Raw genomic sequence first — 13,153 nt, 5'->3', positions numbered from 1 at the left:
GCGAGTCCAAATCTCGGGCATTGGCAATACCGCAGCACAACGCATTGCTCGACTGTCCAGGCGGTCGCCCCGCGCTGCGCGGCCGCTGGGAGTGCCGGTACACCCAGCGACCGCGCCGCTACTCGGGTGCGGGCAGCTCAATGCGTGCGAATAGTGCGCCACTCCCGCGCCGTCTCAAACCACCACGAAGACCGGGTGCGTCATACGACTTTCCTTCCGCATGCGGAAGATCGTGCGTTGCCCGCTGGAGGAGCAGAAGCGGCGCGTCGAAGTCTTTGAAGTAACGCTGTTCAGGGATCGCCTTGCTCATCTTTCCTGAGGACACGCCTATTGGAGCGGGAGCTCGGGAGGATGACAGCGCTCTATATCGCACCGAACTACAACGGACGGCAGCGAACGGAACCGCCTTGTCCTGTCATTTCGGAGCCCCCGGCAGGTGGCTGTCCTCAAAGGACCCGCCTGGCCAGCGGAGCCCGTTGACCCGCGTTCGCGGACAGCCTCGGGCCCCTCAGGGCGTCGGTCCGTGCAGCTCGAGGAACGCGGTGACTCCGGATTCGACCAGCGCCCGCGTCTCGTCAGCCAAGAGGGGCAGTGCGCCGTGGAAGGAGCGTTCGTGCACCTCCGAAGTCACCAGCTGGGTGAAGTGGACGGCCAGCGTCTCCGGTTCGTCGCCACCACGCAGCGCACCCTCGTCGGCCAGCGCACCGAGCCCACCCGCCAGCCGGGCCCGCACGCGCCCGGGGCCGGTCTCGCGCCAGCCCTCCAGCACGTCTGACGGCAGGTGCGCCGCCTCGGCGAAGATCACACGAACGAGGGCGAAGTGGCTTTCGAAGTCCTCGTGGGGGGTGGCCAGCGCGTGGCCGAGAGCCGTCAGAGCGGACGCGAGGTCGGGGGACGGCTCACCAAGGTAGTGGTCGATCAGCTCTTCCTGATGGGCGGCCACGGCCTGCGAACTCTGTTGCAGGACAGAAAGGAGGAGTTGCTCCTTGTCCTGGTGGTGGTTGTAGATCGTGCGCTTGGAGACGCCGGCCTCGGCGGCGATGCTGTCGACGCTGGCTCGCTGGTAGCCCTCCCTGCCGAAGACGGTGCGGGCTGCGCAGTCGATGGCCGCGCGCTTGCCCGGGCGGCCGGTGTGGCCGGATGTAGTGCGGGGGGCGTCGGGAGAGGTCATCACGGTTCGGTCTCCTCAAATTTGCACCGTGTGGTTTACATTGAAAACTGCACGGTGTAGTTTACTCGTTGTCGGGCCCGCCGGAAACCCAGCAGCCCGCAGGAGGCTCTAACACCTCGTCTCCGCCGACTGCCCGCAGTCGACCGGCGGACGACACCGAAAGGACACCGGAATGTTCGGCAAGCTCACGGTCACCAAACTCTTCTGCGACGATCTCGACCCCATGGTCGCCTTCTACCGCGACCGGCTGGGACTCAAGGTCCTGCAGGAGTACCCCGGCACCACTGTCGTCTTCGACACCGGGCACGGCGGCGAGTTGATCGTCACCAACGCCAAGACCGGCGACCAGCCCATGGCCATCGCCTTCACCGAAGTTGACATCCCCGCTGCCCACGAGGCCCTCGCCGATCTGGGAGCCACCGACATCGCCCCGCACAAGACCGGTGAGCGCTTCGAGATCACCGATCCACAGGGCAACAACCTCGTCTTCGTCAACGCCTGAGGGCGCCGGCCGCCCGCGCCAAGCGGTCGCCCGCCCGAAGCGGGCGACCGCACGGACCTCCGCACTCGCCCACGGGAGACCGCCGTGCCCATCGCCTCCACCGTCACACACCCCACCACCGGCCACGCACTCCGCAACCGTCTGCCGCGGTTCGCGCTCTACCTCACCGGCTTGGTCCTCTTCGCCGCCGGAGCCACACTCTTCATTCACGCGGACCTTGGCGTGGACCCGCTCGATGTCCTGTCCCTCGGACTTCTCGAACATCTGCCGGGGACGATCGGACTGGCCCAGGCCGCCATCGCCGCCGTGTGCATCGCGATCTGGTCCCTGTGGAACCGCCGCCGCCCGATCCTGATGCCCTTCGTGACCTTCCTGCTCTGCGGTTCCCTGATCGACCTGCTGCGTCTTGTCGACCTGAGCAGGCTCGCGCCGATGCCGACCCTGGTGGCCGCGATTCTGCTGTGCGCCTACGGCTCGGCGCTGATCATCATGAGTGGCATCGGGATCCGCGCGATGGATCTCCTGGTCATCAGCTTGAACCAGCGCTGGGGCGTGCCGTTCTGGGGCGCCAAGATCGGCATCGAAACCGTCCTGCTGACAGCCGGCTGGCTGCTGGGCGGGCCCGTCGGCATAGGCACGCTCGCCTTCCTCTGCTGCGTCGACGGTCTCATCCAGCCGCTGATGACCTTCAACGCACGCGTCCTGCACCTGACCAACCACGGACTGCCCATCCGCGCCACCGTGCCCCCGCTCGCGATCGGAGTAGCCCGATGACCGCGCCCGCCACCTCGTCCCGCGCCGGAATCCTCTCGCTCCTGCTGCTGGCTTCCACGCTGAGCGTGATGGCCGGTTCGGTCCTCTCTCCCGTCGTCGAGCTCATTCGCGGAGACCTCGGCCTCAGCGGAACGGCAGTGGGACTCATCGTCACCGCCCACAGCCTCGGGATCGCCGTCGCCAGCCCCCTGGCCGGGCGCCTGCTCGACCGAGCCGGCATCCGCGCCCCGCTCGCGGCAGGCCTCGTGGTGTATGGACTGGCCGGGGGCATCGGCGGGTTGGTCAACAGCTATCCCTTGCTGCTCGTCACGCGTCTCGTCTTCGGCGCCGGAGCCTCGCTGGTCTTCGCCGGCACCACCGTCGCCCTGCTGACGCTCTTCCAGGGCCGGGCCAAGGACCGGGCCATGGGCTGGCGGGCCACCGCCACCAGCCTTGGCGGCGTCCTGTGGCCGCTGGCCGCCGGAGCGGTGGGAGGCATCTCCTGGCACCTGCCCTTCGCGATCTACCTCATCGGCGTCCCGCTCGGCATCGCAACCTTCTTCGTTCTCCCGCGGGCGGAGCCCGCCGGTGGCGCCCCGGATCGGCGCATGGGGGCCTTGGCCCTACTGCGCCGCCACCGCATCCTCCTGGCCTGGTACGGCCTGCAGTTCCTCTCTTCACTCCTGCTCTACGCCCTCATCGTCTTCCTGCCCCAGCAGCTGGCCGCCGCCGGGGTCGAGAGCCCGATGCTCGTGTCGCTCTACACCATGGGCATGTCCGCGGTGATGAGCCTCGTCGGCCTCGCATACGCCCCCCTGCGCACAAAGCTGGGCGAACTCACCCTCTTGCACACCGGTGTCGCTCTCTGGGCCGTGGCGTTCCTCCTCCTCGCCACCACCGGGCAGCCGGTCCTGCTGTTTATGGCCCCCGTGCTGTTCGGCCTGGGTCAGGGGCTCTTCTTCCCCGTCGTGACCGTGCTGGTCGGCGAAGGGGTTCCCGAGGCGGTACGCGGTCAGGCGACCTCCCTGTCCGGGACCGCTACCTTCGCCGGGCAGTTCCTCTCCCCCTTACTGGTCGGCCCCCTGCTGGCCAGCACCGGAACCGGGACCGGCTTCTTCCTGGTCGCCACCCTGCCCGCGCTCGCCCTGGCTGCCCTCCTGTTCGCTCGGACCAGCCTCAGCGGCGCCGCAAGCCCGAACCCGACCACTTCCGCCCCCGCGCCTTCCCGCACCGGAACCCTGCGCTGACTCCCCTAGTCCCTCTTCCACTCCTCAAGGAGGCTCCGATGAAGATCACCATGGTCATCGACGTTATCTGCTCCCACTCCTACCTCGCCTACCACCACCTGCGGCAGGCCCTGCAGACCCACCGCGCGGCCGGCGGAAGCGCCGAGGTCAACTTCCTGCCCTTCCAACTCGACCCCGCTGCTCCACCCGAGCCGGAACCGCTCAAGGCCGTGCTGACCCGCAAGTTCGGCCCCGCCGCCCTCGATTCGGCCGCCGAGATGGCGAAGAAGGCCGCGGAAGCGGGGATCGTCCTCGACTACGACCGGGCCCTGAACGCCAACACCCGACCCGCCCACCTCCACCTCGTGCACGCCGAGCGCCACCATCGCGCCGAAGAGCTGGCCGAACGGCTCTTCCGGGCCCACTTCACCGACGGACTCGACATCGCCGACGCCCGCACCCTCACCGACCTGGCCGCTGAAGCGGGCCTGCACAGCACACCCGATGCCGAGGACGAGGCCGAGCTGGTGCGTCGTGCCGACCGCACTCGCGAACTGAACGTACGAGGCGTCCCAGTCATCCTCACCGACACCGACGGACCACTCGTCGGCGACCAGAGCCGAGCCGCATTCGAACGCCTCCTCGCCGCGAACTGACGAACCGTCCACCGACGGTCCGCAATCGGCCACTCGGCACCGGAAACGTACTCACACACCAGCACAAACCTCCGACCCGAAATGGAGATGCAATGCACACCGCACCCCTCAAGCTCGCCGTCGTGATCGGCAGCGTCCGCGAGAACCGCCTGGGCGCCAAGGTCTGCGACTGGTTCGCTCGTCAGGCCAACGAACACCCCGATGTCGAAGTCGACGTCATCGATCTCATCGACCACCCCTTGCCGCTGGCCATTCCCGGGTTCGGGCAGGAACCCGATCCCGCCACCCGGGAGATCAAGGACGGCATCACGCCCCGCATAGAAGCCGCCGACGCGTTCGTCGTGATCACGCCCGAGTACAATCACTCGTTCCCCGCTTCGCTGAAGAACGTCATCGACTGGCACCTGAGCGAGTGGGCCGCAAAGCCCGTCGCCCTCGTCTCCTACGGAGGCATGGGCGGCGGCCTGCGGGCCGCCGAGCACCTGCGGCAGGTCTTCGCCGAGGTCCACGCCATGACCGTCCGGGACATGATCAGCTTCCACAACCCGTGGGGCGCCTTCGACGACGGGTCCGCACCCGACGGAGCGGAGGCCGCCGCCAAGAAGCTCCTCGATCAGTTGTCCTGGTGGGCCCGCGCGCTGCGGACCGCGCGCGCAGAGAACCCCTACCCGGCCTGACGGCCGCTAACTCGTACCCACTTCCGACTGCCGACCATCCTGGGCCGGCCGCTGTTCCAGCCGGAACAGCGGCCGGCCCAGCAGAAACCGTAACGACAACTTAGTGGCCAGCCACCGGGCAGGCGAAATCCTGACCACGGCCGTCCCATGTGGACGCCATTGCTCGCGGACGATGCCAGCACTGCCCGAAGGGGCCCGTCGCTCCTACAAGAGCCGTCCCGGGCAGAACAGAAGTCCCAGCCGATTCCGCGGTATCAACCAAGTGCTTCGAGGACGCGTTTCACGATGCGGTCGGTGGACAGTCCGTAACGGTCGTGCAGCGTCGGCAATGCACCGGCAGCGAGGAACTCGTCGGGAAGGCCGATCGGTACCAGTCCCCTGGCGGCATCGTTGGTAACCAGCGTGCTCGCCACCGACTCCGCCAGGCCGCCTATGACGGTGTGGTTTTCCACCGTGGCCAGCATCCGGTCGGAACCGGCGACCCGAAGGATCGTCTGCGTATCCAGCGGCTTGATGGTCGGGCAATGCACGACGGCCGTGTCGACCCGGTGCTCGGCCAGCGCCTCTGCCGCGGCCAGGGCGCGCATCGTCATCAGTCCACTGGAGACGAGGACAACGTCGCGACCACTGCGCAGTTCCGCGGCCTTGCCCAGTTCGAAACGGTAGTCGTACTCGTCGAGGACCGTGGGAACTTTACCCCGCAGCAGGCGGAGATAAGTAGGGCCGTCCAGATCGGCCAGCGCGGGAACGGCTTGCTCGAGATCCACCGAATCACACGGATCGACTATAGTCAGTCCGGGCACGCCCCGCAGGATCGCAAGGTCTTCGGTGGCCTGGTGGCTCGGCCCGTATCCGGTGGTCAGTCCCGGCAATCCACCGACGATATTGACGTTGAGCCCAGGTTCGGCGATGTCCAAGCACAGGAAATCGTAGGCCCGTCTCGTGGCGAACACGGAATAGGTCGACGCGAAGGGCACCAAACCCACTTCTGCCATGCCCGCCGCTGCCCCGAAAAGCAGCTGTTCGGCCATTCCCATCTGGTAGTAGCGCTCGGGGAAGTTCTCGGCGAAAATGTGCATGTCGGTGTACTTGCCGAGATCAGCAGTCATGCCAACGATCTCGTCGCGTTCCGTGGCCAGGCGCGACAGCGCGTGCCCGAACGGTGCTGCGGTGGTGCGCTGTCCTTCTTCCGCGAAAGAGGCGATCATCGCCGAAGTCGTAAGTCGTTTCCTCGTCATCGTGCGCTCCCGTCCAGTTCCTCACGAGCGATCTGCCACTCGTGCTCGTCGACCCGCATGAAATGCGCCCTGTCCCGGTTCTCCAGCAGGGGAACGCCTTTTCCGATCTTCGTATCGCAGATCAGGACCCGTGGCCGTTCCTCACCGCTTGCCCGGAGCGTGTCGAGTGCGTGCAGCAGCTCGGCAGTGTCATTGCCCTCGACGCGGGCAGCGCGCCAGCCGAAGGATTTCCACTTGTCGACCAATGGCTCGGCGGAGAGCACCGTCGAAGTCGGCCCGTCGGCCTGCAACGCATTGACGTCGACCAGGGCAATCAGATTGCCGAGGCCATGGTGGGCTGCGCCCATCGCGGCTTCCCAGGTGGATCCCTCGTTGAGCTCACCGTCCGAGAGGAAGTTGTAGACCAGGGCCTCGCTGCCTCTCTGTCGCAGACCGAGTGCCATGCCCACGGCCACCGGCAGTCCGTGGCCGAGGGATCCCCCGGATATCTCCATCCCGGGGGTGTACGAGGCCATGGAGGACATGGGCAGCCGACTGTCGTCGGTGCCGTAGGTGGTCAGTTCTTCGGTGTCGAGCACGCCCGCCTCCGCCAGTGCCGCGTACAGCGCGATGGCGTAATGGCCGATCGACAGCAGAAAGCGGTCCCGCTCGGGCCAGTGCGGATCTTCCGGCCGATACCGGAGTTGATCACCGTACACAGCGGCGAGGATGTCGGCCACACCGAGCGCCTGACCCACGTAGCCCTGCCCCTGGGCTTCGCCCATGTCGAGAATGTGATGCCGCATGCGATGCGCGAACGCATCGCATGCGGATCGCCGAACCTCATCGGGGCGCGGCACCACATGCGAGTGTCCGCGCTCTTCCAGCAGGTTCGTACTGACATTGTTTTCAGTCATGAGATGGTGCTCCATCCATCGTAGTGCCGACTGAGGAAGTTCCCGAGAGAGTGATCAACCGGCGGAACGGGGTTCACGCGAACACGCTGAGCCCGAGGACCACGGCCAGGGCGACAACCGACATGATCGACTGCGCGAGCGTGTAGACCTGGAAAGCTCCTCGCGTGGAAAGGCCCAGCAGCGCGCGGAACATCCAGAATGTGTTGTCGCTGACATGCCCACCGAAACTCGCCCCGGCCGCTGCGGCCAGCAGCACGAGCACAGCAGACGTATCCAGCCCTCCCACGACCGGAGCGAGCAACGTGGCTGCCGTGATCGCAGCAACCGAACCGGACCCCTGCGCGAGCCGCAACAGAGCTGCCACGACCCATGCCAACAACAGCGGGGACAACGAACTCGCCTCGAAAAGGCCCGAAACGATGTCGCTGATTCCTGTCCGGCTGATCACTTCACCCAACGAGCCGGCCACACCCGTGAACAACAGGATGGTGCCGCTGGTGGCCGCGCCCTTGCTCAGCGCTCTTTCCACCGCATCACGCGAGAGCACGTACACCGTGACCGCACAGGCGATCAACAGGCCAATCAGCAAGGCCACGACCGGATCTGCGAAGAAATCGATCAAGCCGCTTTTCATCCCGGTGGTCTCGGCGAACGTACCGAGCACGATCAGGGCCAGTGGAACAAGGATCGGCAACAGCATCACCAGGAGGGGAAGCTGCCGAGCCGGCTGTTCGACCTCCGCGACGGACATGCCGTCCACACCCCCGTTGGCATCGGCCTCGTCCTTGTCCGGCCGCCACGTACGCCGCATCAGAGCGCTGTGCAGAAAGATGCCAAGGATGATGGCCACAATCCCCACCGGAATGCCGAACAAGAGCATCGTGCCCAACGGCACTCGGAGAGCGCCCGCGCCGGCCAACGCTGCTGCCCCGGGTAGCACCATGAGCAAACCGACTTCGAGACCGATCGCCAATGCGCCACCTGCTATGGCGATGCCGGCGCAATCGTTTTTCTCCAACGTCGTCGGAGAATGGGCGGCTCCGGGACCATCTTTCGCCAGTGCGGTCGTTGCGCCGACTCGGGGACGCGAGACCACGGACTTGGCGATCGGCGCCAGCATCACCAGCGCCACGTCGAAGTAGATCGCCGGGAATACTATGCCGGAGGACAGTCCGAGCACATACGGCGACTTTTCGCGTCCGCAGACCCGAAGAAGGACGTCGACGATACGTTGCAGGGTTCCTGTCACGGACAGCAGCGAGCCGAGCAGGACGCCGAATCCGATGATCAAGCCCACTTCCGCCATGAGATCGCCGAAGCCTTGAGCGACGGCAGCAGTGGTGTTCTCGAATCCGAGACCTGTGGCCAGACCGAGATGCAACGAGCCCAGTACCAGGACGATGACGGGATTGATGCGTGCCACGACAATCAGCAGCACGATGCCGCTCACCGCGATCGCGGTGTGCAGCAGGATGAGCGAATCTGACATACCACGTGTCTTTCCGTGGGCCTCAACATTGAGGCGGAGCGAGCAGTGGCACCGCCGTCCTGGTCCGGAGGGCGGTAGAAATGCGGATAGGACACAACGGGACATCGATCACCGATGTCTCTGTCAGTGGATGTGCGAGCCACCGTTGATGTCGAAGGTGGCGCCGGTGATATAGCCGACGCTCTCCCCTGCCAGGAATGTGACCATGGCTGCCACGTCGGTGGTGTTCCCGTTACGGCCAACCGGGACGTCGGCGATGAGCTGCTGCTTGCGTTCCCCGGTCAGCAAACCACCGGTGATGTCGGTATCGATGAGTCCCGGCGCGACCGCGTTGACGACCACACCGTGTTCACCGACTTCTCGGGCCAACGCGCGGGTGAGACCGAGGACCGCCGCCTTGGCAGCCGAGTAATGCGTACCACCGAACACGCCGCCGCCGCGCTCGGCGCTGACCGAAGAGACGTTGATGATGCGGCCGTAGCCTCGCTCCACAAGACCGGGCAGCACCCGCTGGGTCACGAGGTAGGTACCGGTGACGTTGACTTCGAAGACCAGGTCCCACTCGGCCCGGTCGATGTCGAGGAACCGACTCGGGCGGGTGATCCCCGCGTTGTTCACCAACGCGCCGACCGGCGGCAGGCTCGAGGATTCGATCGCCTCGATCGCCCGATCGACCGAGGAGGCGTCGGTGACATCAGTACTGATGCCCATCGCCTCGACCTCGTTTTCCTTGGCGACAACGGCGGCGGCGTGCTCGGCCGCGGTCTCATCGATATCGAGGATGGCGATGGCGAAACCGGCCGCGGCCAGATGCTGGGCGGCCTCCCTGCCGATACCTCGCTCCGAGCCGGCACCGGTGATCACTGCCGTCCGTGACGGGTTGTCGAGCATGCGTGTCTCTCCCTTTTCGCTGTCGTTGGTCTTCAGTCACGCGGGAAGCAGGGCCGAGATGACGTCCCGTGCCCGTCCTGCGGCCCTGTCCCGGTTTTCCTCGTCTACGTCATGGGTTTCGAGTTCGAGGACGTAATGGCCCGCGTAGCCCTGGTCGCTCAGCTCGTGCACCACGCCGGCGAAGTCGACCCGGCCGTGACCGATGCTGAGATTGATGTCGCCCGGCACCGCGTCGCGAAGGTGTACGTGCTCGATTCGACCGGCAAGTTCGCGAGCGAGGGCGGTCTCGTCGATCTCACCGGCGGCGACGTGACTGACGTCGAAGACGAGCCCGGCTGCATCGGCGGGGACCAGATCGAGAAGCGCCCGCAGCCGCTCAGCGCTGTGGCAGAACCGATGATGGTGCAGCCCTTCCACGAGCAGGCGAACACCGCTATCGGCAGCCACGGCGCTCAGCGTCCGGAGCCTCCGCGCCAGGCGGGTGAGATCGACGGACTCATCGACGAAGGGGGTCCACGAGGGAGCGCCACACGGCACGATCAGGGCAGCTTCGAGTCGAGCGGCGAGTGCCACCAATCCCTTTCCCTCGCGGACGAGCACCTCGTCATCCAGAGCAGGATCGTTCAACGACCCCGGGTCCGCGTTGAGAGCCCAAACATCAAGACCTGAGGCTCGGATCTCTGCCGCGATGCCATCGAGGTGCGGGCACGGCGGGCTCGGGAGGTGCTCGCAGACTCCCGGAATCCCGCCGATGTCGATGCCCCTCATTCCGAGCGTTGAGATCGCTGCCAGAGCTTCCGATAGCGGTCTGTGGCGAAACGAGATCGTCGAGCAGCCCAGTTCACTCATCCGGCACTCCCATGCAACAGGCGATTCATCCGTCAGGTAGCGCACAGTGAATCCGGTTGCCCGTCGACTGTCAACAGTCAACTGGCAGCAGTCGGCCGTGGGATCGACTAGACTGGGGGGCGAAACTCCTCGTTCGAGCAAGACGAAAGGCGAGCATCCGTTGTCCCTAGACGTCCCCGCTCTTGGCGGTGTAGACCGCAACACGCTGCGCGAGCAGAGCCTGCACAAACTGCGGGAGGCCATCAGCAGTGGTCAGCTCGCTCCTGGCACCCGGCTCATCGAGACCGAACTCAGCGAGGCCCTCTCCGTGTCCCGCGGCACGTTGCGAGAGGCCTTGCGCCACCTTGTTCAAGAGGGGCTTGTCGTGGCCGGCGAACGAGGACGGCTTCTGGTCCGAGCGCTGACGACCTCCGAGGTGCGCGACATCTTCGCGGTACGCCGGTCGTTGGAAACACTCGCCGTGGAGACGCTCTGCGAACTGCCCGAACGCACGGAAACCGTGCGGGCACTACGGGAATCACTGGACAAGCTCCGCAACACCGAGCAGGATCTGGCCAAGCTGGTCGAAGCCGACCTTGGCTTTCACCAACAGCTATGCGAGCTGACGGGCAACGAGACACTGGTGCAGTCGTGGCAGCACATCTCCGGGCTCACCAGAGCGACCATCAGCCGATCCGGACAGGAGCTCGCGCTGCGCAACATCGACTGGAAACGCCACGTGCCGATCGTCGATGCCATCGAAGCAGGCGACGCTGACCGTGCTCGCGATGTCGTGCGCACCCATATGCGGGAAACCACCGAACGGATCGTCGCCATCCTCGAGGAGTAACCAGTAACGACCGGAAAGCGATCCGGCCGCAGCGCGGGGATGGTCCGGTATCCACGAACGCGGATTCGCCCGGGCGCCCCCGCCCCGCAAATGGGGATGCTCGTCCATTTTTCTCCCGGAGCCTCGCGGCAGGATTACTGGCGGCCGCATGGCACAGGGGTTCGGTTGCTACCCGGTAGCCGGGACGTGGGGAACGGCTTCTCGTAGCAGCGAGCGTGGGGCCGCCTACCGGTCGTCGCCCGGGTTGCCATCGATGCGGAGATCGACGGGCCGGCGAGACCGCGAACATCGCGACAGTGCAGCACCTCGACCTGGCCTACGTGGGACGAAGTGGCACTGCCGAGTGTGCTCAGCGCGCGATGGCCAACGCCAGCATCTGGGGTCCCCGCGACCGCGCGTTGGGGTCCCGATGTCACGCCGGACCGACGTTGAACAGGCACGACCAGGATGTGGCGGCTCGAGAAGCCGCAGCGGAGAACCGCCAGCACCCTGGTCGGCACTGACTTCCGTCCGATCGACATGATCGCTGTGATATTACTCACCGTGCTCACCAAGACGCCAATGAAAGCATTGTTCCGCCTATTGGAAACTCCTGTGTCCAGGCACGATGGTTGTCAACCGCCGCGGCGTAGTGCCGTGCGGCAAGGCGCTTAGAGTGGCCGCATGGCACTGGTTGAGCGCTCACTATTCGGTCCAGGCCCCACGAACGCGTACCCGGAGGCGACGGCGGGGCTTGCTGCCCCGATGCTGGGACACCTGGATCCCGAGTTCCTCGCGATGCTGGACGAGACGTGTAACCGTCTGCGCGCGGTCTGGGGCACGGACAATCTCCGGACCCTTCCACTCTCCGGCACCGGCTCGATCGGGATGGAAGCGTCCTTCGTCAACTTCGTGCGGCCAGGCGATGTCGTCGTGATCGCGGTGAACGGCCTGTTCGGCGAACGGATGTGCGATGTCGCGTCCCGCTACGGCGCCGAGGTCGTACGCGTGGATCACACCTGGGGTCGACCCGTGGACGTCGAGCGCGTGCTGGCCGCGCATCCGTCCCCCACTATCGTCGCCGCCGTGCACGCCGAGACCTCCACCGGCGCGCGCAGCGACATCGCAAAGCTCGGTGCCGCACTGCGCGAGCGCGACGAGAACACCCTGCTGCTCGTCGACTGCGTGACTTCCATCGGAGGGGAGCAGATCGAGCTCGACGCATGGAACGTCGACATCGCCTACGCGGGCACCCAGAAGTGCCTCGGGGTGCCGCCCGGCCTCGCCCCGTTCACGGTCTCCGAGCGGGCCTGGCAGCGTCGGGTGGAGAAGCCGACGACCTGGTACCTGGATCTCGGGCTCATCGGCAACTACGTCACCGGCGGGGGCTCCGGCGGTCGGGCCTACCACCACACGGCGCCCACCGCGATGGTCGCCTCGCTGCACGATGCGCTCGGACGCGTGCTGGAGGAAGGTATGCCCGCGGTGACCAAGCGCCACCGCGAGGCCGGTGAAGCCCTGCAGTCCGGCCTGCAGGAGATGGGGATGGAACTCTTCGCCGCAGAAGGGAACCGGCTGCACCAGCTCACCAGTGTGGTCGTGCCGGAAGGCGTGGATTCCGCAGACGTGCGCAAGCAGCTGCTCAACGACTACGGCATCGAGATCGGCGGCGGTGTCGGCGACTACGCCAACAGCGTGTGGCGCATCGGTCTGATGGGCCCCAACGCCGGCCCTGGGCAAGTCGAGGCCATCCTCGGTAGCCTGCGCCGGGTTCTCGGTCGCTGACCTCGAACCGCGACCCGGTCACCACGCAGGTGGCCGGGCCGCACTGCCGTTTCATTTAACAAAAAAGTCGTCGCGGACGGGTTGGTGAATACCGACCGAAACTCCGTCTACTGTGGATCTACTGTGGATCTACTGTGGATCTACTGTGGACGGATCATGCCCGCACGCGCGGGAAGGGCGTACGGCACGACTGCGCAACCAGGTCACGCCCC

Annotated in this window: 13 protein-coding genes; 7 read left to right on the top strand and 6 right to left on the bottom strand. The window is 66.1% G+C overall.

Translation table 11 applies throughout. From position 1 onward, the window contains the following. Window positions 1-508 precede the first annotated feature (508 nt). A complete protein-coding gene (locus ACYVAN_RS11895; RefSeq protein ID WP_460958791.1) occupies window positions 509-1,171 on the bottom strand; it encodes a TetR/AcrR family transcriptional regulator in 663 nt (220 codons plus the stop codon). Between the two features lie 172 nt (window positions 1,172-1,343). On the opposite strand from ACYVAN_RS11895, the gene ACYVAN_RS11890 reads away from it, so the two are divergent. From ACYVAN_RS11890 to ACYVAN_RS11870, 5 genes are all read left to right on the top strand, one after another. Beyond that, window positions 1,344-1,673 (top strand): VOC family protein, encoded by a 330-nt coding sequence (locus tag ACYVAN_RS11890; RefSeq protein ID WP_460958789.1) that lies wholly within the window; start codon window positions 1,344-1,346, stop codon window positions 1,671-1,673. A gap of 84 nt (window positions 1,674-1,757) precedes the next feature. Beyond that, entirely contained in the window at window positions 1,758-2,447 is a 690-nt protein-coding gene (locus ACYVAN_RS11885; protein ID WP_460958787.1) for a YczE/YyaS/YitT family protein, read from the top strand. Next, window positions 2,444-3,673, top strand: a complete 1,230-nt coding sequence (locus ACYVAN_RS11880) for an MFS transporter (RefSeq protein ID WP_460958785.1) — start codon at window positions 2,444-2,446, stop codon at window positions 3,671-3,673. The genes ACYVAN_RS11885 and ACYVAN_RS11880 overlap by 4 nt, the downstream gene beginning before the upstream one ends. Before the next feature lie 38 nt (window positions 3,674-3,711). Then, window positions 3,712-4,308 carry a DsbA family oxidoreductase gene (locus ACYVAN_RS11875; protein ID WP_460958783.1) on the top strand — a complete coding sequence of 199 codons (597 nt, stop codon included), beginning with the start codon at window positions 3,712-3,714 and terminating at the stop codon, window positions 4,306-4,308. A 92-nt stretch (window positions 4,309-4,400) separates the two neighbouring features. Beyond that, complete coding sequence (locus tag ACYVAN_RS11870) at window positions 4,401-4,985, top strand: NADPH-dependent FMN reductase (RefSeq protein ID WP_460958781.1); 585 nt, start codon at window positions 4,401-4,403, stop codon at window positions 4,983-4,985. A 254-nt stretch (window positions 4,986-5,239) separates the two neighbouring features. Here ACYVAN_RS11870 and ACYVAN_RS11865 read toward each other — a convergent pair whose 3' ends face one another. From ACYVAN_RS11865 to ACYVAN_RS11845, 5 genes are all read right to left on the bottom strand, one after another. Beyond that, the gene (locus ACYVAN_RS11865; RefSeq protein WP_460958779.1) at window positions 5,240-6,223 is read right to left on the bottom strand and encodes a transketolase family protein; all 984 of its coding nucleotides are present in this window, start codon (window positions 6,221-6,223) and stop codon (window positions 5,240-5,242) included. Then, window positions 6,220-7,119 (bottom strand): transketolase, encoded by a 900-nt coding sequence (locus ACYVAN_RS11860; protein ID WP_460958777.1) that lies wholly within the window; start codon window positions 7,117-7,119, stop codon window positions 6,220-6,222. The genes ACYVAN_RS11865 and ACYVAN_RS11860 overlap by 4 nt, the downstream gene beginning before the upstream one ends. 73 nt (window positions 7,120-7,192) lie before the next feature. Further along, on the bottom strand, window positions 7,193-8,608 hold the full coding sequence (locus tag ACYVAN_RS11855) for a GntP family permease (protein ID WP_460958775.1): 1,416 nt from the start codon (window positions 8,606-8,608) through the stop codon (window positions 7,193-7,195). A gap of 123 nt (window positions 8,609-8,731) precedes the next feature. After that, window positions 8,732-9,499 (bottom strand): SDR family NAD(P)-dependent oxidoreductase, encoded by a 768-nt coding sequence (locus ACYVAN_RS11850; protein ID WP_460958773.1) that lies wholly within the window; start codon window positions 9,497-9,499, stop codon window positions 8,732-8,734. A 36-nt stretch (window positions 9,500-9,535) separates the two neighbouring features. After that, the gene (locus ACYVAN_RS11845) at window positions 9,536-10,348 is read right to left on the bottom strand and encodes a sugar phosphate isomerase/epimerase family protein (protein WP_460958771.1); all 813 of its coding nucleotides are present in this window, start codon (window positions 10,346-10,348) and stop codon (window positions 9,536-9,538) included. A 160-nt stretch (window positions 10,349-10,508) separates the two neighbouring features. On the opposite strand from ACYVAN_RS11845, the gene ACYVAN_RS11840 reads away from it, so the two are divergent. After that, entirely contained in the window at window positions 10,509-11,177 is a 669-nt protein-coding gene (locus ACYVAN_RS11840; protein WP_460958769.1) for a GntR family transcriptional regulator, read from the top strand. Between the two features lie 663 nt (window positions 11,178-11,840). Further along, window positions 11,841-12,941 carry a pyridoxal-phosphate-dependent aminotransferase family protein gene (locus ACYVAN_RS11835; protein ID WP_460958767.1) on the top strand — a complete coding sequence of 367 codons (1,101 nt, stop codon included), beginning with the start codon at window positions 11,841-11,843 and terminating at the stop codon, window positions 12,939-12,941. Window positions 12,942-13,153 lie beyond the last annotated feature (212 nt).

This window comes from Parasphingorhabdus pacifica (genome assembly GCF_054779195.1).
The sequence above is the reverse complement of the archived record's forward strand: the minus strand, read 5'-3'. Positions and strand labels throughout refer to the sequence as shown.

Excerpts from the sequence above, each read along its gene's own strand:
- ACYVAN_RS11835 (WP_460958767.1), top strand. The coding sequence starts at position 11,841 with ATGGCACTGGTTGAGCGCTCACTATTCGGTCCAGGCCCCACGAACGCG.
- ACYVAN_RS11865 (WP_460958779.1), bottom strand. The coding sequence starts at position 6,223 with ATGACGAGGAAACGACTTACGACTTCGGCGATGATCGCCTCTTTCGCG.
- ACYVAN_RS11860 (WP_460958777.1), bottom strand. The coding sequence starts at position 7,119 with ATGACTGAAAACAATGTCAGTACGAACCTGCTGGAAGAGCGCGGACAC.
- ACYVAN_RS11870 (WP_460958781.1), top strand. The coding sequence starts at position 4,401 with ATGCACACCGCACCCCTCAAGCTCGCCGTCGTGATCGGCAGCGTCCGC.
- ACYVAN_RS11890 (WP_460958789.1), top strand. The coding sequence starts at position 1,344 with ATGTTCGGCAAGCTCACGGTCACCAAACTCTTCTGCGACGATCTCGAC.
- ACYVAN_RS11875 (WP_460958783.1), top strand. The coding sequence starts at position 3,712 with ATGAAGATCACCATGGTCATCGACGTTATCTGCTCCCACTCCTACCTC.
- ACYVAN_RS11850 (WP_460958773.1), bottom strand. The coding sequence starts at position 9,499 with ATGCTCGACAACCCGTCACGGACGGCAGTGATCACCGGTGCCGGCTCG.
- ACYVAN_RS11880 (WP_460958785.1), top strand. The coding sequence starts at position 2,444 with ATGACCGCGCCCGCCACCTCGTCCCGCGCCGGAATCCTCTCGCTCCTG.
- ACYVAN_RS11895 (WP_460958791.1), bottom strand. The coding sequence starts at position 1,171 with ATGACCTCTCCCGACGCCCCCCGCACTACATCCGGCCACACCGGCCGC.
- ACYVAN_RS11855 (WP_460958775.1), bottom strand. The coding sequence starts at position 8,608 with ATGTCAGATTCGCTCATCCTGCTGCACACCGCGATCGCGGTGAGCGGC.
- ACYVAN_RS11845 (WP_460958771.1), bottom strand. The coding sequence starts at position 10,348 with ATGAGTGAACTGGGCTGCTCGACGATCTCGTTTCGCCACAGACCGCTA.